The organism is Pseudomonas sp. FW305-3-2-15-C-LB1 (assembly GCF_058787615.1).
This window is the reverse complement of the sequence record NZ_JBYSZX010000003.1, coordinates 218,195-235,488: the sequence shown is the minus strand read 5'-3', so window position 1 is coordinate 235,488 and position 17,294 is coordinate 218,195. Positions and strand designations below refer to the sequence as shown.

General features: G+C 62.4%; 24 protein-coding genes. All 24 read left to right on the top strand.

The window, feature by feature from the left end; all coding sequences use genetic code 11:
- Positions 1 to 46: 46 nt before the first annotated feature.
- The 24 genes from AC3WP7_RS07875 (at position 47) to AC3WP7_RS07760 (ending at position 17,260) form a co-directional block, all read left to right on the top strand.
- Positions 47 to 850: a GPO family capsid scaffolding protein gene (locus tag AC3WP7_RS07875; RefSeq protein ID WP_102591474.1), complete on the top strand. Its 804-nt coding sequence runs from the start codon at positions 47 to 49 to the stop codon at positions 848 to 850.
- Positions 847 to 1,899, top strand: coding sequence for a phage major capsid protein, P2 family (locus tag AC3WP7_RS07870; RefSeq protein ID WP_371917381.1), 1,053 nt, complete (start codon positions 847 to 849; stop codon positions 1,897 to 1,899). Before AC3WP7_RS07875 ends, AC3WP7_RS07870 begins: the two co-directional genes overlap by 4 nt.
- Positions 1,896 to 2,582 (top strand): phage terminase small subunit, encoded by a 687-nt coding sequence (gene gpM / locus AC3WP7_RS07865; protein ID WP_102591472.1) that lies wholly within the window; start codon positions 1,896 to 1,898, stop codon positions 2,580 to 2,582. The genes AC3WP7_RS07870 and gpM overlap by 4 nt, the downstream gene beginning before the upstream one ends.
- A 94-nt stretch (positions 2,583 to 2,676) precedes the next feature.
- Positions 2,677 to 3,138, top strand: coding sequence for a head completion/stabilization protein (locus AC3WP7_RS07860; protein WP_102591471.1), 462 nt, complete (start codon positions 2,677 to 2,679; stop codon positions 3,136 to 3,138).
- A complete protein-coding gene (locus AC3WP7_RS07855) occupies positions 3,138 to 3,593 on the top strand; it encodes a phage tail protein (protein ID WP_102591470.1) in 456 nt (151 codons plus the stop codon). The genes AC3WP7_RS07860 and AC3WP7_RS07855 overlap by 1 nt, the downstream gene beginning before the upstream one ends.
- A complete protein-coding gene (locus AC3WP7_RS07850; RefSeq protein WP_102591469.1) occupies positions 3,574 to 4,035 on the top strand; it encodes a phage virion morphogenesis protein in 462 nt (153 codons plus the stop codon). The genes AC3WP7_RS07855 and AC3WP7_RS07850 overlap by 20 nt, the downstream gene beginning before the upstream one ends.
- 12 nt (positions 4,036 to 4,047) lie before the next feature.
- Complete coding sequence (locus AC3WP7_RS07845) at positions 4,048 to 5,163, top strand: DUF2586 domain-containing protein (RefSeq protein ID WP_102591468.1); 1,116 nt, start codon at positions 4,048 to 4,050, stop codon at positions 5,161 to 5,163.
- Positions 5,164 to 5,166: 3 nt separating this feature from the next.
- On the top strand, positions 5,167 to 5,616 hold the full coding sequence (locus tag AC3WP7_RS07840) for a phage protein (protein ID WP_102591467.1): 450 nt from the start codon (positions 5,167 to 5,169) through the stop codon (positions 5,614 to 5,616).
- Positions 5,616 to 6,008, top strand: coding sequence for a D-Ala-D-Ala carboxypeptidase family metallohydrolase (locus AC3WP7_RS07835; RefSeq protein ID WP_093513533.1), 393 nt, complete (start codon positions 5,616 to 5,618; stop codon positions 6,006 to 6,008). The genes AC3WP7_RS07840 and AC3WP7_RS07835 overlap by 1 nt, the downstream gene beginning before the upstream one ends.
- Positions 6,009 to 6,010: 2 nt before the next feature.
- Positions 6,011 to 6,376 carry a DUF1353 domain-containing protein gene (locus tag AC3WP7_RS07830; protein WP_102591466.1) on the top strand — a complete coding sequence of 122 codons (366 nt, stop codon included), beginning with the start codon at positions 6,011 to 6,013 and terminating at the stop codon, positions 6,374 to 6,376.
- Positions 6,373 to 6,645 carry a hypothetical protein gene (locus AC3WP7_RS07825; protein WP_102591465.1) on the top strand — a complete coding sequence of 91 codons (273 nt, stop codon included), beginning with the start codon at positions 6,373 to 6,375 and terminating at the stop codon, positions 6,643 to 6,645. Before AC3WP7_RS07830 ends, AC3WP7_RS07825 begins: the two co-directional genes overlap by 4 nt.
- On the top strand, positions 6,642 to 6,929 hold the full coding sequence (locus tag AC3WP7_RS07820) for a putative phage tail assembly chaperone (protein WP_102591464.1): 288 nt from the start codon (positions 6,642 to 6,644) through the stop codon (positions 6,927 to 6,929). Before AC3WP7_RS07825 ends, AC3WP7_RS07820 begins: the two co-directional genes overlap by 4 nt.
- 20 nt (positions 6,930 to 6,949) lie before the next feature.
- Positions 6,950 to 7,093, top strand: coding sequence for a DUF6890 family protein (locus AC3WP7_RS07815; protein ID WP_371914793.1), 144 nt, complete (start codon positions 6,950 to 6,952; stop codon positions 7,091 to 7,093).
- Positions 7,094 to 7,111: 18 nt separating this feature from the next.
- A complete protein-coding gene (locus tag AC3WP7_RS07810) occupies positions 7,112 to 7,837 on the top strand; it encodes a DNA-methyltransferase (protein ID WP_093513537.1) in 726 nt (241 codons plus the stop codon).
- Complete coding sequence (locus tag AC3WP7_RS07805; protein WP_093513538.1) at positions 7,838 to 9,796, top strand: phage tail tape measure protein; 1,959 nt, start codon at positions 7,838 to 7,840, stop codon at positions 9,794 to 9,796.
- Positions 9,793 to 10,110 carry a DUF2590 family protein gene (locus tag AC3WP7_RS07800; RefSeq protein ID WP_093513539.1) on the top strand — a complete coding sequence of 106 codons (318 nt, stop codon included), beginning with the start codon at positions 9,793 to 9,795 and terminating at the stop codon, positions 10,108 to 10,110. The genes AC3WP7_RS07805 and AC3WP7_RS07800 overlap by 4 nt, the downstream gene beginning before the upstream one ends.
- Complete coding sequence (locus tag AC3WP7_RS07795; protein WP_093513540.1) at positions 10,107 to 11,279, top strand: baseplate J/gp47 family protein; 1,173 nt, start codon at positions 10,107 to 10,109, stop codon at positions 11,277 to 11,279. The genes AC3WP7_RS07800 and AC3WP7_RS07795 overlap by 4 nt, the downstream gene beginning before the upstream one ends.
- Positions 11,272 to 11,796, top strand: coding sequence for a phage tail protein (locus tag AC3WP7_RS07790; RefSeq protein WP_093513541.1), 525 nt, complete (start codon positions 11,272 to 11,274; stop codon positions 11,794 to 11,796). Before AC3WP7_RS07795 ends, AC3WP7_RS07790 begins: the two co-directional genes overlap by 8 nt.
- 9 nt (positions 11,797 to 11,805) lie before the next feature.
- Positions 11,806 to 13,464 carry a phage tail-collar fiber domain-containing protein gene (locus tag AC3WP7_RS07785; protein WP_093513542.1) on the top strand — a complete coding sequence of 553 codons (1,659 nt, stop codon included), beginning with the start codon at positions 11,806 to 11,808 and terminating at the stop codon, positions 13,462 to 13,464.
- Positions 13,465 to 13,472: 8 nt separating this feature from the next.
- Positions 13,473 to 14,180: a DUF4376 domain-containing protein gene (locus AC3WP7_RS07780; RefSeq protein ID WP_102591463.1), complete on the top strand. Its 708-nt coding sequence runs from the start codon at positions 13,473 to 13,475 to the stop codon at positions 14,178 to 14,180.
- A complete protein-coding gene (locus AC3WP7_RS07775; RefSeq protein WP_102591462.1) occupies positions 14,177 to 15,079 on the top strand; it encodes a hypothetical protein in 903 nt (300 codons plus the stop codon). The genes AC3WP7_RS07780 and AC3WP7_RS07775 overlap by 4 nt, the downstream gene beginning before the upstream one ends.
- Complete coding sequence (locus tag AC3WP7_RS07770; RefSeq protein ID WP_102591461.1) at positions 15,076 to 15,609, top strand: baseplate complex protein; 534 nt, start codon at positions 15,076 to 15,078, stop codon at positions 15,607 to 15,609. The genes AC3WP7_RS07775 and AC3WP7_RS07770 overlap by 4 nt, the downstream gene beginning before the upstream one ends.
- An 11-nt stretch (positions 15,610 to 15,620) precedes the next feature.
- The gene (locus AC3WP7_RS07765; RefSeq protein WP_371914791.1) at positions 15,621 to 16,298 is read left to right on the top strand and encodes a hypothetical protein; all 678 of its coding nucleotides are present in this window, start codon (positions 15,621 to 15,623) and stop codon (positions 16,296 to 16,298) included.
- On the top strand, positions 16,283 to 17,260 hold the full coding sequence (locus AC3WP7_RS07760; protein ID WP_102591460.1) for a hypothetical protein: 978 nt from the start codon (positions 16,283 to 16,285) through the stop codon (positions 17,258 to 17,260). The genes AC3WP7_RS07765 and AC3WP7_RS07760 overlap by 16 nt, the downstream gene beginning before the upstream one ends.
- The last annotated feature ends 34 nt before the right edge of the window (positions 17,261 to 17,294 follow it).

Below are 17,294 nucleotides of genomic sequence, written 5' to 3'. Positions count from 1 at the left end.
TGCCTATCGTGACGCTCATCGCCACCGCAACCGAGCGTTCACCCCCATGCCCCGCACCCTTGTCTCCGATTGGAAACGTGTCGCCACCAGCGGCAAAACTGCCGACGGTCGCACCATCGATCCGCAAGACCTGCGCGACATGGCCAACGCCTACGACCCGGCCGTGTACACCGCCGTGATCTGGTTCGAACACATCCGCTACATGGGCAACTTCGGCAGCGTGGCCGAGGTAAAAGCCGAAGACATCGACGGTGGCAAAGTCGCGCTGTTCGCCAAGCTCGCCCCCAATGACCGGCTGCTGCAACTCAACAAAGAGGCGCAAAAGCTGTTCACCAGCATCGAGATCCAGCCCGAGTTCGCCGACACCGGCAAACCCTACCTGCGCGGCCTGGCGATCACCGACGACCCGGCGAGCCTGGGCACCCAGCCCCTGCACTTTTCCCGGCGCGCTGAAACCGGCAACTACTTCGCCCCCGTTGAAGCCTTGGATGAGCTGCTGCCGCCCGCCCTGGGCGATGAGTCGGCCCTCAACTTTGTCACCCGCTTATTCCACCAGTTGAGCGGCAAACACACCCCCAAACCCGAGACGCCCCCCATGGACCCAAAAACCGCCGAAGCCTTCACCGCCGCCGTGGACAAACTCGACGCCGTAGCCACCCGCATGGAACAGGCCGCTCCCGCGCCGGTTGAGCCGCCAGCAACCCACGTTACCGCCGAGCAATTCAACAGCCTGAAGACTTCGCTGGAACAGCTTCAAGAAACCTTCAACACCGCGCTCAACCAATCCACCGGCAAAACTATCCCCAGCACCACCGGTCCTGTCACCGAAGAACTGGAGCCCATTTACTGATGAGCCAGCTCAGCCCTATCGCCCGACAGCGTTACCACGCGCTTCAAGCCCGCATCGCGCAAAGCTATGGCGTGGAATCGGCCCGCGAAGAGTTCAACGTCGAGCCCAGCCTGGCGCAAACCCTCAACGACCAGATCACCCTGACCTCGGCGTTTTTGCAGCGCATCAACGTGATCCCCGTGAGCGAGATCAAAGGCGAGAAGGTCATGATGGGCGTCAACGGCACTGTCACCGGCCGCACCGACACTGACAAGCGCGACCGCGAGCCACGCAATGTGCTGGGCCTCGATGGCAAGGGCTACGAACTGCACGACACCCACAGCGACGTGACGCTTAAGTTCGCCACCATCGACGCCTGGGCCAAGTTCAAGGACTTCGCCCAACGCTACACCGCCGCCGTGCGCCGCCAAATCGCGCTGGACCGCATCATGGTCGGCTGGCACGGCGTCAAGGTCGCAGCCGACACCGACCGTGTGGCCTTCCCCCTGCTGCAAGACGTGAACAAGGGCTGGCTGCAAATCGTGCGCGAACAGGCCGCCCAGCAGATCCTGGTGGAAGGCGCGACCACGGGCAAAATCCAGATCGGCGCCGGTGGTGACTACGCCAACCTCGACAGCCTGGTGCACGACGTGTCGCTGATGATCGATGAAGAATTCCGCGACGGCGACGACCTGGTGGCAATCATCGGCCGCGACCTGCTGGCCCACGACAAGGGCAAGCTGTACGCCAAGCACGGCCACACGCCCAGCGAAAAAACCAAGGTCGAGATGGCCCAGGTGATCGACACCTACGGCGGCCTGCCCTCCTACACCTGCCCGCATTTTCCGTCCAAGGGCGTGGTGGTGACCTCCTTCGACAACCTGTCGATCTACTTTCAAGACAGCTCCTGGCGCCGCTACCTGATCGAAAACCCCAAGCGCTCCCGCGCCGAGGACTACAACAGCCGCAACGAGGGCTACGTGGTCGAGCAACTGGGCAAGTTCGCCGGGATCGAGGCCGGCAACGTGGAATTCGTCGAGCCGTCGTCGCCCGAGGAGCCAGAAGCATGAGCCTGGCCCTTAAGCACAAACAGCGCGTACTGGACCAAGGCCCGGACGTCAGCGTCGAGATTTACACCCACGCCACCGCCCTGGCCGGTCCCGCCAATGCGCAAAAACACCTGGCGCTGATGACCACTGCCCTGGCCGAAGACTGCGCACGCCTGTCCGACCTGAACAACCTGGGCGAACGCCAGCGACTCAAGCGTGACGAACTGCTGCCCAAATACCTGGACTACGTGCGGCGTTACCGCGAGTCCGGCCTCAACCACCCCAACCCGGTGTTGATGCAAGTGATGGTGTGGCTGTTCGACACCGAGCAGTTTGAGGCGGGCCTTGAATTAGCCGACTTCGCCCTGCAGCAAGGCCAGGCGATGCCCGAACGATTCCGGCGCGACATCCCCACCTTCGTCGCCGACGCGATGATCGACTGGGCCGAGGCCGAGCACGACGCCAAACGCAGCCCCGAGCCGTACCTGTCACAACTGTTGCCCCGGGTGGACGGTGAATGGCAGCTGTTTGAACGTATCCCGGCGCGCTACCACAAGCTCCTAGGCATCCTGGCTATGGACCAAAAGCAATGGGCACAAGCCATCGTGCACTTCGAACGGGCCACTGCGCTGTACCCCGGCATTGGCGTGAAAACCCGCCTTGAAGACGCTACCAAAGCGCTGCGCCGACAAGACTCCCCCTGAACCGACTTACCCCCCCCAGCGGGGGCCTGCCGAGGCCATGGCTCCGTGCCAATGACCACAAGTAGCCACCCCCGCGTTTATTTGAGCGCTGCCCATGAGCTTTTCCGGTCGACCCACCACCCTGATCCAACAGCCGATCGCCAATGACGGCTTCTGGCCCGACCTGGACGTGGCCGAGTTTCAGCGCGGCTACCGGCTGCCGGCCGAGTACCTGCTGGAACTTTTGATGGACGGCATCGCCCTGGCCATGGGCGAAGTGAACCACGACCTGGCCCGGCGCAAAGCGCAGTGGCAAGGCGTGGGCATCCACAACGTGTTGAAAGCCGACCCGATGCTGTTACCGGAACGCACCTTCATGGCCGCCAGCTACAAACGCGCCGTGTACTGCCGCGCCAAGGCGTACCTGCTTAGCCAGTTCGCCACCGTTCTGCGCCGCGAGTCGGCCGAGAACCTGGCCAAGGAAGCCCCGGAAACCGCCGAGCGCTTTCTGAGTTTCAGCCAGCAAGCCGTGCGCTTGATCCAGGGCCGCAGCCGCGTCACGGCGGAGCTGATCTGATGAACAAACTGCGCGCCCTCACCCGTGACCTGGTGGACTGCTTTCTGGTGCCCTCGGAGCAGTTCGACAGCTGGGCCGAACAGGTCACGCTCAGCCTGAACTGGAAACCCACCGAACAGGGCCTGCACTTGGGCGACATGCGCTACCGCGCCGTGATCGTGATCGCCCGCTTTGCCGACAACCCGGCACGGCTGATGGCCTTGCTCGGCTCATGGCTGGAAACCCACGACCCCCACCGCGAAGACGAGGCCTTGCCCGCCCCGGTGATCGAGATCGAACAGCTCACCCCGGACGTGGCCGACATCGAGCTGCAACTGGACTTTATCGAACCTCTGCACCTGGCCGAAGCCGCCGACGGCGAGATCCAGGCCTTCAACAAACGCTGGGCGTTTGTGCCCTACGACCTGTGGGTCGCCGAGCAAGGAGCCGTCAGCCATGACCGCACCGACGCTTAGTTTCGATATCCGTGGGTTGATCGAGGCCGAACAGCGCCTGCAACTGCTGGCCCTGCCGGCAGGAAAACGCCGACGCCTGTTGAACAACGCCAGCAAGCGCCTGCGCACGCGCAACACCCGGCGCATCGGCACCCAGCGCAATCTCGACGGCTCGCCCTTCGCACCGCGTAAACAAAAGAGCCGCCGCAAAATGCTGCGCCGCCTGAGCACGCGCCTGCAGGTGACCAAACTCTCGCCCGACGCCGCCACTCTCGGTTGGCGCCAACGCCGCAACGCACGCATCGCCCTCAAACACCAGTTGGGGCTGCCCACCACCGTGACCAGCAAACGCCGCAGTTGGAAGATCGACCTACCCGCCCGCGACACCCTCGGCGCCGACCCGCAGGACATCCGCGAGATCCTGCGCACCGTGTTGCAGCAAACCCTTCACTCGCCCAAGTAACGAGGCCGCTTAATGGCTCAAGGTCAAGTCAGCGTCAACAATCTCAACCTGGGCCAGGGCCCGGTCACCGCGATTGAGCGCCACTTTCTATTTATCGGCCCGGCGACCAAGAACATCGGCAAGCTGCTGGCACTCAACACCCAAAGCGACCTGGACACCGAACTGGGCTTAGCCGCCAGCGACTTGAAAACCCAGATCACCGCCGCCCGCCACAACGGCGGCGACCGCTGGGCCTGCGCCGCCGTGCCGCTGGCCGCCGATGGCGACTGGAAGGACGCCTTGGATCAGGCCCAAAGTGCGGGCGTTTCGGTCGAAGCCGTGGTCATCACCAAACCGGTGGCCGCTAGCGCCGAACTCGAATCCATGCACACCGCTGCCGTGAACCTGATCAATCGTTACGGCCGCCGCGTATTCGTGCTGGCCGCCAGCGCCGGCATCACGCCCGCGCTGGACTGGTCGGCGTACCGCGATGAACAGCGCGCCCTCCTGCGCGATGTGGCCGCGCCACGTGTGGCGGTGGTGCCGCAACTGCACGGCAACGACCTGGGCGTGCTGGCCGGCCGCCTGGCGAATGCCGCCGTGAGCATCGCCGACAGCCCCATGCGGGTCGCAACCGGCGCGCTCGTCGGCCTGGGCCCTAGGCCTGTGGACAAAGACGGCGTGCCCCTGACCACTGCCACCCTGGCCGAGCTGGACAAAATGCGCCTCTCGGTCCCGCAGAGTTACCCCGATTACCCCGGCATGTTCTGGGGTGACGCCAACCTGCTGGACGCCCCCGGCAGCGACTTCGCCGAGGTGGAAAACCTGCGCATCGTCGACAAGGCTGCGCGTCGCGTGCGGATTCTGCTGATCCAGATGGTGGCAGACCGCAAGGTCAACAGCACGCCCAACAGCATGGCCTACACCCGCTTGCGGTTGATGCGCCCACTGCGTGAGATGTCCCGCGCCGTGACCTTCGCCGGCCAACAGTTCCCCGGCGATATCCAGCCGCCAAGAGACGGCGACATCGCCCTGGTGTGGAAGAACCGCACCACCATCGAAGCCTATCTGCGCATCCGCCCCTACAACTGCCCCAAGGACCTGACGGCGAACATCGCCCTGGACCTGTCCCTGGACGACGAGGAATAACCCATGGCCCGAATCAGCGGCATGAATTTCGACGTGAGCCTGGGCGATCTGCAGGTGCATATCGAGAAGGCCACGTTGGACATCACCGACAACAGCGCCGTGGCGCAAACCAAGGGCGTGCCGGATGGCTATGTAGACGGCGACGTCGCAGCCAGCGGCGAGTTTGAGCTGGACAGCGTCAACCTGGGGCTGCTGATCCAGGCGGCCAACCGAGCCGGCTCATTTCGCAAGCTGGAGCCATTCGACGCGCTGTTTTTTGCCAAGACCGCCACCGACGAACTGCGCGTAGAAGCCTTTGGCTGTCGGCTGAAAATTTCCAGCCTGTTGGACATCGACCCCAAGGGCGGCCAGAAGTCCGTGCACAAAGTGCCGTTCGACGTGACCAGCCCGGACTTTATCCGCATCAACGGTGTGCCGTACCTGGACGCCAGCGAGATCGAGGGCCTGCGCTGATGAGCGACAGTCCTTGGGCAAACTTTGCCTACGCCGAATTGCGCTGTCGCTGCGGCCAGTGCGACAGCACCGGGCGCGAGATGGACCCGGCCTATATGGCGCGCCTGCAACGCTTGCGTGACGCCTACGGCCAGCCCCTGTTACTGGCGAGCGCCTATCGCTGTGCGCGGCACCCCAACGAAGCGAACAAATCAGCTCCCGGTGAACACTTCGATGGCCGCGCCGTGGACGTGCATTGTCGAGGTGCCGAAGCCCTGCACCTGCTGCGCCTGGCGCTGCCGTTGGGGTTCAACCGTATCGGTATCCACCAGAAAGGCGATGCGCGGTTTCTGCACCTGGGTTGGGCGCCAGCCGGCGGGCGGCTGCCGAGCCCTGCGATCTGGAGTTACTGAACATGCCGTTTGAAAGCCACCTTGAATTGCGCCACCGGCCAGGGCACGAACGCTGGGAAGTGATCCAGCCGCTGCTGTATGGCACCCGCGACGGTCGCTCGATTCGCGTCCACGCGGGTTACCTGTCGGACCTGGCCAGCGTGCCGCGCATCGCTCGCCACTGGGTCGACACCCAAGCGCCAACTATTCGCCGGCCCGCCGTGCTGCATGACTATCTCTACACCGATCAGGCCCACCGTTTCACCAAGCACGAAGCCGACCGGATCTTCTACGAAGCCCTGCTGGAGGAAGGCACCGACGCCACATTGGCCTGGCTGCTGTGGCAAGCAGTGCGCCTCGGCGGGCGCGGCGCCTGGGGCGAGCCATGATGGAAATGTCCCCGCTGCACATCAGCGCCATGTTGCTGCTGACCGAGTTGGTACTCACCTGGGTCGCCGGCTTCCAGATCTACCTGTTCCGCCAGGTCAACGCCGCCCGCCGCGAAAACCTGGAACTGCGCATCGAGATGGCCACCCACAACGGGCGCCTGGAAGCCTTCGACAAGGCCCTGGACAAGCTGGAACACCGTTTCGAAAAACGCCTGGAACAGTGCCTAGACACCTATTTCTCCAACCTCAACCAAAGAGCCCAACCATGAGCGAGCGCCGCGACATCACCCTGGCCATCGGCGAACAGGACTTCACCTTTACCCTCGCCCCCCAGGACGTGACCAAGTACTTCAACGCCGTCACCCCCAACAACAAGGTGGCGCCGTCCAACAACCTGCTGACCACCACCGTGTTACCCGCCCACCTCGACGCGCTGCGCCCGCTGCTGCGCAACCCGGTGTTCACGATGCAACTGGCCGGCACGCTGCTGGATGAGTACGCGCCCGACGTTGAAGTCGTCGTAAAAAAGCCCTCGGCCGTGCTGACCGCTTAAACGACGACAGCCTGGGCCAACTGCTGGCCCTGAACGAGCGCTGGCTACCCGGCGCCGAGCCTACGGCGGACAACCTGGGCACGGCCATGTGGCTGGAAAGTGAGTATTGGAAACGCATGGAGATCGCCGTGGCGAACGGGATTGCCAGGGCGTTGAAAGGGTGATTTTCGTTGGAAAACCTAATGTTTCACGGCGACTGTTTGCGTTACCTCGAACAGATTCCCGACTGCTCTGTAGATGCCTTGATTACAGATCCGCCGTACTCAAGCGGCGGCTTGCACGTAGGGGCGCGCCAACAAGCGCCCTCGGAGAAGTATTTACAGAGTGGCGGCAGCGTCCTGTACCCAGAATTTATGGGTGATCAGCGCGACCAGCGCTCCCATTTGCGGTGGTACGTGCTGTGGCTGACCGAAGCATTCAGGGCTTTGAAAACCGGGGCACCGGTTTGCCTATTCAGCGATTGGCGGCAATTGCCTCTGACCACCGATGCACTACAGGCGGCAGACTTCACCTGGCGCGGCATCGCTGTATGGGACAAGACCGAGGGAGTACGTCCGCAGAAGGGCCGCTTCAGCGCTCAGGCCGAGTACATCGTCTGGGGCAGCAAAGGCGCAATGCCGCTCGGCCGATCCGTGCCCCCTCTGCCCGGTGTTGTTCGCGAACCGGTACGCCGAAAAGACAAATTTCATATCACGGGAAAACCCACTGCGCTCATGCGGGCCCTCGTTAAAATTTGCGAGCCTGGTGGCGTCATTCTCGACCCGTTTGCAGGCTCGGGAAGCACGCTGGTAGCTGCTGCGCTTGAGGGCTACCGATGGCTGGCCAGTGAAGCCCTGCAGCACAACGTGCAAATCGCTCAAGAGCGCCTGAAAACCGTGGGTGCCGCAGGTACTGTGGTGTTGGCTTAAATGAGCGCAGCCGCCACCAGCAAACTCGACTTCATCCTGCGCCTGGTAGACCGCGTGAGCCAGCCCCTGGGCAAGGTCAAAACCGGCTTTAGCGATTTGGCGATGCAAGGTCAAAAAGGCCTGGTGCAGATGGGCGTAGGCATGGCCGGTATGATCGGCGCGGCACACGCACTCAAGGCCGCCATGGCCCCGGCGCTGGGTCAGAACGCCGCGCTGGGCGAAGTGGAAAGCCTGGGCGTGGCGGCGGATGCGCTGGATCTGCTCAACCAGAAGTCCTTGCAATTCAGCATTGCCTACGGCGAAAGCGCTACCGGGTTTGTGCGTTCGGCCTATGACATTCAGAGCGCTATTGCGGGGCTCACAGGCAACCAGCTGGCCGTGTTTACCAACGCGTCCAACGTGCTAGCCAAGGCAACCAAAGCCGACGCGGCGACCGTGACCGGTTACGTCGGCACGATGTACGGGATCTTTCAGAAACAGGCCGACGCCATGGGTAAGGTCGCCTGGGTTGAGCAACTGACCGGGCAAACCGCCACCGCCGTGCAGATGTTCAAGACCACTGGCCAGGGCATGAGCAACGCGTTTACCGCGCTCGGCGCCAGCGCGACGTCGGCAGGTATCCAGGCGGCCGAACAGATCGCCATCCTGGGCACGCTGCAGGCGACCATGAGCGGCGGCGAAGCCGGGACCAAGTACCGCGCCTTTCTCGCCGGGGCCTACGGCGCGCAGGCCAAGCTGGGCTTGTCGTTCACCGACAGCAAGGGCCGCTTGCTGCCGATGCTCGACATCCTGGCGAAGATCAACGCCAAGTATGGTGAGTTGGATGCCGCTGAAACCGATCTGATCAGCAAGGCCTTCGGCGGCAAGCAGGCGATGGGGCTGATTACTCAGCTGCTGCCCAAGACCGGCGACCTGGCCAACAGCATCGATCAATTGGGCAAAGTCAAAGGCATGGAACAGGCCGAGAAGATGGCCAGGACCATTGCGGACCCGTGGGAGCGCTTTGAACACGCCGTCCTGGCAGTGCGCATCGCCTTCGGCCAGAAGCTGCTGCCCACGCTTAACCCGATCATTGAGCGGCTGGCCGAGGGCGGCTCGTCGGTGGTGCGTTGGACCACGTTGTTTCCCAACCTGACGCGGGTGATCGGCTTGACCGCGCTCACCGTCCTCGGGCTGACCGCCCTCGTCGCGCTGATGACCTTCACCTTTGGCGTGTGGCGCACCGTGGCCGTCCCGGTTATCGCGCTGTGGAAGCTGCTGAACCTAGTGGCGTGGCGCAGCGTCGGCGCGTACCTGATGCAGATCCTGCTGGTGACACTGTACGTGGCGGGCCTGGCGTCGCTGGTGCTGTGGTTCGGTCTGGTCAAAGGCGCGATGACGCTGTGGCAGGCCGCGATCTGGCTGACCAACGCCGCGCTGTGGGCCAACCCGGTGACCTGGATTGTGTTGGGCATTGTTGCCCTGGTGGCGGTGATCGTGGCGGTCGTTTATTTCTGGGGTGAGTGGACTACAGCCCTGATGAACACCGCCGCGTTCCAGTGGGTCAGCGAGCAGTTGGCGGCGCTGTCGGCCTGGTTCGATGCCATGGGCGGTTGGTCGGGCATGGCCAAAGCCGCGTGGGATGGGATCGTTGCGATCTTTCACAGCGCCATCAACGGCCTGATCGCGATGCTCAACACCATTCCCGGCGTGGACATCCAGGCGCGGTTTGGCGCACTGCCAACCGGGCCGGACCTCGACAGCCTTGAGGCCGCGCAGCGCGCCCAACAAACGATTAACGCGGCAATCCCTTCGCTTTCCCCCAACCGCGCCAACGCCGTGCCACCGGGCGGTTTGCTCACCAGCATCCAAAACACCGCCACGCAGAATCGGGGCACCCATGTGGAAAAAATCGAGATCCACACTAACAAGCCCATGACCGCCCATGAGCTGGAAGGGCTGCTGGGGATGGCGGGATGAGCGATTACATCGACCTGCTGATTGCCGGCAATGACCTGGTGCTGGACCCGTCCAACCAACCGCTGCTGATCGATGACCGCGCCAGCATCGCTCAGGACATCGCGCACATGATCCGCGAAAGCGGCTTGTTGGTAACCCTGATCGCCGAGCGCGACCCACTGCGCCAGCGCGATTGCCTGCAACAGCTGGAGCTGCGCGTGGAAGACGACGTGCGTCTGGTGCCCGGCACGGTAAGGATCCTGCGGCAAGCGCCAGGCGAGTACCTGGTAACCGCAGCCACCGTGAAATTCGGCGATGTGAAGGTGATGGTGTGAGCGCGGATTTTAAGCAGGCGCTGCGGGACGCCAACATCCCCACCACCGAGGCCGAACTGAAAAAGGCCTGGGAAAAACAGGCCGCCGAACAAGGCAGCAAGATCAGCAACACCAGCGCCTATTCGCCGTTCTGGCGCATCGTGTCGGCGCTGGTGACTCAGCCGGTGTTATGGCTGATCCAGTTCATCATCGACACGGTGCTGCCCAACTTTTTTGTGCAGACCGCCGTGGATGCCTGGCTGGATACGCTCGCCTGGGCGGTCAACGTTGAGCGCAAGCCCTCGACCAAAGCCCTAGGCGCGTTGTTGTTTACCCGCGCCACAGCGGCAGGGACGCTTGAGGTGCCAGCGGGTACGCGGGTGCAATCGGCCGCCATCAACGGGCATGTTTACGAGCTGATCACTACCCTGCCCGGCACCTTTGCTGACGGCGAAGCTCAACTGGCTATCCCCGTCGAGGCCATTGAGGCTGGCAGCGGCTACAACCTGGCGCCGGGTTACTACGCCATTCTGCCGGTGCCGGTACCGGGCATTGTGCAGGTGGTCAACACCGACGATTGGCTGACCCAACCGGGCGCCGACGCCGAACCCAACGACCAGCTGCGCCTGCGGGTGCGCAATCAGTTTTCAGCGGTGAACCAGTACCACACCGACGCAGTGTACCGCGCCATGATCACCGCCTTTCCCGGTGTGCACCCCGACGGTGTGTACTTCAAACACGGAGCGCCACGTGGGCCCGGCAGCGCCAATGCTTACGTGCTGTTCGACGCCGGGGTGCCGGCAGACGAGTACCTGGAGAAGATCAACGCGCACATCCGCGACGACGGCAACCATGGCCACGGTGACGATCTGATGGTCTACGTGATGCCCGAGACTGTGCACACGCTTGAGGTGAAGGTATGGCCGCGTGCCAACCTGACCCAGGACCAGCGCCGTCAGCTCGCCACGCAGATCGAACAATTCATCCGTGCCGCCTTCCGGGAAAGCACTGCGGCCGATTATCAGCCGACGCTGACTTATCCACAGTCGCGGTTTTCATTCAGCCGATTGGGCGAAGAGCTGCACGCACAATTCCCACGCATTGAATCCCTGCGGTTCAGCAATGCCGACATCCTCTCAGAGCTGAACATTCCCCGGATCGAAGCCCTCGAGGTGCTGCTCGATGCTTAAGCTAAACCTGCCCTTTTGGCTGAATGCCGGCGAGCTGACCAAGCTCAAATCCATCGCCCAAGCCTGGTGGGAAACCGTCGAGGACTGGGTGCAGTGGCCTTTGCTGCAAATGGACGCGGAGCACTGTCACCTGACCATTCTCGACCTAATTGCCTGGCAGCGCGACATTACCCGCTATCGCGGCGAGTCGGAAAGCCTCTATCGCATGCGCGTGAAATTCGCCTTCATCAACTCTGTCGACGCCGGTTCTACAGCGGGGCTGATGCGGATCCTCAATCGTCTGGGCGTCGGCTATGTGGAGATCGAAGAACGCCTGCCCGAACGGGATTGGGACGTGGTGGTACTCAAACTCAGTGACTCGCAGCTCTCGGACAACCCCGAGTTGCTGCGCGTGATCGTGCAGCAATACGGACGCACGTGCCGCCGCTACGACTTCGAGACGATCACCCCCGTCACGCTGCTGATGGCGCTGGCCGACTTTAACGACGACCAGCAAACGCTGGTCGCCACGCTCTAGGAGCCCGCCATGACCGCGAGCATTACCCGCGCCGGCGAACGGCTGATTGCCGAGAAACAGGCCGCCCATGAAGTGCTGCTAGTCCGCCGCTTTGTGCTGGCTCTGGTGCCGAACCTGGACCCGACAAAACCAGTGGACCGAGACGCGCCAAGGCCACCGCCGGGGCAGATCGTGCACACCCAGATCTACACCCAGAAAGGCTTCGTGAACCCTAATCAGGTGGTGTACAGCCTGATGATGGGCAGCGATATCGGCGACTTCGACTGGAACTGGATCGGCTTGGTCAGTGATGAAGATGTGCTGCTGGCCGTGGGGTACGTGCCGGTGCAGCAAAAGCGTAAGAACATCCCGCCGCATCAGATCGGCAACAACGTCACGCGCAACATGCTGCTGGTGTTTGATGGGGCCCAAGAACTGACCGCGGTGACCATCGACGCCAGTACTTGGCAGCATGACTTTACGGTGCGCCTGCGCGACATCGATGAGCGCGAGCGGTTGGCGAATCGGGACGTGTTTGGGCGGGCGTGTTTCTTTGGTGATGGGTTGCAGTTGGTGCAGGTTGAGGGGGCTTACCAGCTCAAGCCTGGGTTGGCGTATGTCGAAGGCCTGCGTATTCATCAGGCAGACGCCCTTCCTGTCGAACCGCCCGAGCTTCCCACCAAGGCGTATCTGGACGTGGCCCTTGTGCGCCAGGAAAACAGCGTGGGCGTGCAGTGGTCAATGGCGTGGGGCGAAGATCTGCCCGATTACAAAGACGTTGCGGGCGTTCAACATTACTGCGTCCCCCTGGCACAGTTGGCCGATTCGCGATCTGTGACGGACTTACGCAATGTAGAGCCGATCAACGGTCCACTGGTACAGCAATTTGCATTTCGAAACGGGGATTACAAAGAGCTGCGCGCACGGGCGACGACCAAGGCTGACGTGGGGCTGGATCAATTGCCCAACGAGAAAAGCGATGACCCGGCAACCAATAGCAGCGAGATCCTGGCCACCACCAAGGCGCTGAACAATCTGGACCAGAAAATCAGCGATTCGTTGGTGGGTATGGTTGCTGCCTTCGACATGCCCACCGCCCCGCCGGGCTGGCTCAAGCGCAACGGCGCCAACGTGTCCCGGACGGTCTTCGCCAAACTATTCGCCGTGATCGGCACGCGTTACGGTGCCGGCGATGGCAGCACCACGTTCAATATCGGCGACAGTCGCGGGCTGTTTGTGCGTGGCCTGGATGAAGGACGTGGGCTGGATGCAGGCCGGGCACTGGGCAGTGATCAGCTCGGTCAAAACGCGGCGCATGATCATGTGGCCAGCGTTGACGCCCAAGGCGCGCACAACCATAGCATCACGATCAGCGCCAATGGCGAGCACGCCCACGCCGCATCCAGCGACGTGCAAGGTGTACACAGCCACCTGACTTGGCCAATCGCTCTAAACATCGCCTCGGGCCAGGGCGGCGGTCACTACTCCGTGGGCGCGTCTCACGGTGCAAATACCTCAGCCGCAGGCGCTCACACACACAACATCAGCGTGGCCAGCGGCGGAAACCACACTCACGACGCAACCACCGGCCAGCAACCCGCGCACACGCACAGTGTGACTATCGCCACATCCGGCGGCGGTGAGGCACGCCCGGTCAACCAGGCGCTGCTCATCTGCATCAAATACTGAGGCCCGACATGCTGACCAAAACCGTGTACCAAACCAACCACCTGGGCCTGTATGTGGGCCCCGTCACCGCCGATGAGTCCCCGCTGGAGCCGGGTGTGTTCCTGATGCCAGGTGGCTGTGTAGAAGTGGCCCCACCCGAGGCGCCTGAAGACAAAATCCAGCACTGGAACGGCAAGCGCTGGCAATTGCTGGACTACTTCAATGGGTTGATCGTCTACCACACCAGTACCCGCGAGCCGCTGACGTTAACCGGCGTAGGGCCTATCCCCAACGGCTATACCGTGCTGCGCCCGCAACCAGGGCAGGTATGGAAAAACGGCCGTTGGGTCGACGACCTGGACACAGTGCTGGCTCGGCTGTATCCGCAGAAGCTGGAGATGATCAACAGCCGCTGCGCCGCACTGATCGCCTCCGGTTTTACCTCTGACGCCCTGGGGCAAACTTACCGTTACGACAGCGCGATAGAGGACCAACTGAACCTGACGGGGCTGGTTTTGAGCGGGCTGGACGCGCCTTACCCTTGCTACGGTGATGACGAACAGAAGACCTACCGCGACCATACCGACGATCAACTCTATGCCGTGGGCCTGCACCTGCTCAAGCATAAGCAAACCGCGCTGCAGCACGCCGACGTGTTGAAACGGGCATTGGCAAAAACCCTCACTGATAAAGACTTGGCGGCGATGCAGGCCATTGAGTGGGGCGTGCCAGAGTGACCTGGGCGCCAGTGGCCATGCGTTGGCCTGCTCAAGCAACAAAGTGGATGGACGATCTGGGGCCGGCGAAAACGATGGCCGGCACTGAGCTGGAAAGCACTGCCAAGCGCCTTGCTGAACTGGATGGTTTGGCGATCACCAACCCAGGCCCGGTTGGGCCCGCTGCAAAAGCTGCCGTCACCGCCGGGCGTGCTGCCATGGCCGGGCAGATGGGGCAGGCGCCCGCCTGCATGGTGATTACGCCGTTTCAAAGCGGTGTTGGACAGGGCCGTGGGTATCAGCGTTTTTTGTCTGCACCGAACCTGTTGCAGTTGCTGGCCGACAAGCTGCTGGACAGGGCTGGCGGTCACGCGTTGGCGTTGATGTTTTTAACCACCCACTATAAGCAGCTGGCTAACGCGCTGGCCCGGTTCAATACCTTAATGCCGATACCGGAGTTGCAGCGCGCCGAGAAACGAGCACGGTACCTATCTCAGCTTGAGACGGAAAAATGGGAGTTGCCTACCGCCGCCGCGCTACCGAGCTGGGGCACCTTGCCGTTGGAACGCTGCACCATTACCCAGGCGGCGAAGCGTTCGCTGTCGGGGCAGTTGGCCGCGCTGGAAAGCTACACGGCGGACAGTTCACCGCTGGCGGATTTGTCTGCGCTTGCTGCCCGTAAGGCAGGGCAAGCGGCGGCGCGGGATCAGCAGTTGAAGGATCTGCAGATGCAGTTGGCCAATCCAAGGCCGGATACGGCCATGGTCGCCCGCTTGATTGGCCCGGGAAGTGGCGGCGAATTGCGCCGGCAGTTGTTGTCCGACGCAGCGCCCGGCCATGAATGGGTGCTGTGCGCGGGGCTGCTGTTGGTCGGGCCGAAGGATGGGTTGAGCTTCGTGCAGGAGCTGGTGGGCCTATGACGCTGCTGCTCGATGGTCAGAAGATCAACGGCAAATCGTTGAAGGTCACGGCCAACCTGCGGATCGAGAGCGGCGATCTGTCGGGGCAGACCAGCAACACCGACAGCGCGCATAAGGGCTTCAAGCCCAAGGCACTGACGGTTTCACTGTTGATTCCTTATCGCGATCGGCAGCATCTGGTGGAGGTCATGCGCTTGGCGGAAGCCACGGCGAGTGGCGGGCAGCTCAAAACCTATCGGGTGGTCAATGACACGGCCGAGGCGTTCGGCGTACGGCAGGTGACGTTCAGCGACACGATTACCGCGCGGGAGGATGACAGCCTGGCCGCGTGGCGGGTGCAGTTTACGTTGACTGAGCGGTTGTCGAATCCTGAGCGGGTGGAAACGCGTCGGCCTGATAAAAACGTGCAACAGCAAGGCGGCACCGGGGACAGCGTGGCTGCGCCATCGAGAGAACCGGATGCGCCCGAGTTAAGCGGGTTTGAGCGGATCTTGAAGCGCGTGGACGACTATGTGGGGCCCATCTCTTGAAGCCCCATATAATGGTAAGGATAAACGGCCAACCCTTTGACCTGGTACAGCACGATGTCAGGCTGGAGCTGCGCACCCCAGGCCGTGCCAGCTTCACGATCAAATCCCCCACTGCCCAGCGCGGACTGGTGACGCTCGACCTGGGCTACAACGACAAGCCACTTCACCGGCACTTCGTCGGCTATGTAGAGCGCTGCACCACAGCCAATAGCCAGGAACAGGTGCTGTTCTGCCGGGAGGTCGCGGCAGTACTCGACTACCCATTGCCCATGGCCTTGCGGCATGTGGACCTTCGCGCCGTACTGGTCGAGGTCAGCCGCGTGACCGGTCTGCGCTTTCGGGTGCCAGATGCGCCGTACGCACGGGTGCGCGTGCCCTACTTCTATTCCCTGGGCGGCGGCGTTCAAGCCATGGACAGCCTGGCCCAGGTGTTCAACATCCCCGATTTTATCTGGCATCAACAGGGCGACGGCGAGGTGTTCATTGGCAGTTGGGCCGACAGTTACTGGGGCCTGCGCCCGGCGCTGCAACTGCCCGTTGAGCTGTTCGACAGCTGCCAAGGCAACCAAAGCGCCGAGATCGCCGCCCTACCCGGCCTGCGCCCTGGCGCAATGATCAACCACGGTCAGCGCATCACCGCTGTGACGCTGACCGGCACGCAAATGGTGCTCAAGTGGAAGAAGCCGTAACCCGCATTGTCGAAAGGCGCTTCCCGGAATTAGCCGGCGCCTATCACCTTCCCCGTTTTGCCCGGGTGCTGGCCGTTGCCGATCCACCTTTAGAGGCTGGACTGTGTGACGACTTCCGCCCGCGCTATGCCGTCGACCTTGAAGTGCTGGGGCCGGACGGTGAAGTGAATGCTGATCTACCCCATCTGCTGGGCGTTGCGCTGCCCGTTCCCGGCGGCGGTGCCGAGATGGGCTTCTATGGATTCCCCCAGGAAGGCACCGTCGTGGTGGTCAGCTTTGCCTATGGGCTGCCGAACAAGCCGTTCATTTTGCAGATCTTGCCGCATGGGTTGAGCCTGCCCCGGGTGCCGAAGGGGGATCAGGTTTGGCAGCACAGTGAGGCGGTGCAACAGCGGGCCGACGCCGAGGGGAATTGGTTGCGAGTGACAGACGCGACGATTACGGACCGGGCCAGCGAGCGCCAGGTGCAGGCGCTTGAGAATGCAGAACGGTATCAGGTCAGCATCGTGGAGGTGGACGACCACAGTACGGAATCGGTTGGGGGGATAAAGACCGTCGAGGCGTTGGGCGCGTTGAAGTTGCTGTCAGGCGGGTCGGCCAGCCTGGCGGCGGTTGATGACCTGCACATGGCTACCGGGCGGGATTTGAACCTGGTGGTCGGCCAAAAACACAACGCGACCATCGCTGGCGACATGCAGGAGAAGATCCTTGGTATGCGGGAAAGCGTGGCGGCGATCAAACAACACCTCGTTTCACCCAAAACCTGGTTAGGATCTAAAGATATAAACGTGCTACAGGTGTTGCTTGATCTTTTTGAACTAGTAGATCAAATGAATAGTTCCATCGCGTCGCACAAGCATGGTCTAACCCCACCACCCGACAACGCCAATGATTTCATTGAAATCCAAACAATGCTCAAACACAAAATGACAAAACTCAATGAAATCACCATCAATACATAGAGCAATTCCCGGATATTTACCGCGCCTTGATAAC

Coding starts and splice junctions, on each gene's coding strand:
- AC3WP7_RS07840 (WP_102591467.1), top strand. CDS start 5,167: ATGGCCCGAATCAGCGGCATGAATTTCGACGTGAGCCTGGGCGATCTG.
- AC3WP7_RS07835 (WP_093513533.1), top strand. CDS start 5,616: ATGAGCGACAGTCCTTGGGCAAACTTTGCCTACGCCGAATTGCGCTGT.
- AC3WP7_RS07770 (WP_102591461.1), top strand. CDS start 15,076: ATGACGCTGCTGCTCGATGGTCAGAAGATCAACGGCAAATCGTTGAAG.
- AC3WP7_RS07810 (WP_093513537.1), top strand. CDS start 7,112: ATGTTTCACGGCGACTGTTTGCGTTACCTCGAACAGATTCCCGACTGC.
- AC3WP7_RS07830 (WP_102591466.1), top strand. CDS start 6,011: ATGCCGTTTGAAAGCCACCTTGAATTGCGCCACCGGCCAGGGCACGAA.
- AC3WP7_RS07800 (WP_093513539.1), top strand. CDS start 9,793: ATGAGCGATTACATCGACCTGCTGATTGCCGGCAATGACCTGGTGCTG.
- AC3WP7_RS07785 (WP_093513542.1), top strand. CDS start 11,806: ATGACCGCGAGCATTACCCGCGCCGGCGAACGGCTGATTGCCGAGAAA.
- AC3WP7_RS07845 (WP_102591468.1), top strand. CDS start 4,048: ATGGCTCAAGGTCAAGTCAGCGTCAACAATCTCAACCTGGGCCAGGGC.
- AC3WP7_RS07860 (WP_102591471.1), top strand. CDS start 2,677: ATGAGCTTTTCCGGTCGACCCACCACCCTGATCCAACAGCCGATCGCC.
- AC3WP7_RS07855 (WP_102591470.1), top strand. CDS start 3,138: ATGAACAAACTGCGCGCCCTCACCCGTGACCTGGTGGACTGCTTTCTG.
- AC3WP7_RS07820 (WP_102591464.1), top strand. CDS start 6,642: ATGAGCGAGCGCCGCGACATCACCCTGGCCATCGGCGAACAGGACTTC.
- AC3WP7_RS07790 (WP_093513541.1), top strand. CDS start 11,272: ATGCTTAAGCTAAACCTGCCCTTTTGGCTGAATGCCGGCGAGCTGACC.
- AC3WP7_RS07850 (WP_102591469.1), top strand. CDS start 3,574: ATGACCGCACCGACGCTTAGTTTCGATATCCGTGGGTTGATCGAGGCC.
- AC3WP7_RS07780 (WP_102591463.1), top strand. CDS start 13,473: ATGCTGACCAAAACCGTGTACCAAACCAACCACCTGGGCCTGTATGTG.
- gpM (WP_102591472.1), top strand. CDS start 1,896: ATGAGCCTGGCCCTTAAGCACAAACAGCGCGTACTGGACCAAGGCCCG.
- AC3WP7_RS07765 (WP_371914791.1), top strand. CDS start 15,621: ATGGTAAGGATAAACGGCCAACCCTTTGACCTGGTACAGCACGATGTC.
- AC3WP7_RS07875 (WP_102591474.1), top strand. CDS start 47: ATGCCCCGCACCCTTGTCTCCGATTGGAAACGTGTCGCCACCAGCGGC.
- AC3WP7_RS07825 (WP_102591465.1), top strand. CDS start 6,373: ATGATGGAAATGTCCCCGCTGCACATCAGCGCCATGTTGCTGCTGACC.
- AC3WP7_RS07805 (WP_093513538.1), top strand. CDS start 7,838: ATGAGCGCAGCCGCCACCAGCAAACTCGACTTCATCCTGCGCCTGGTA.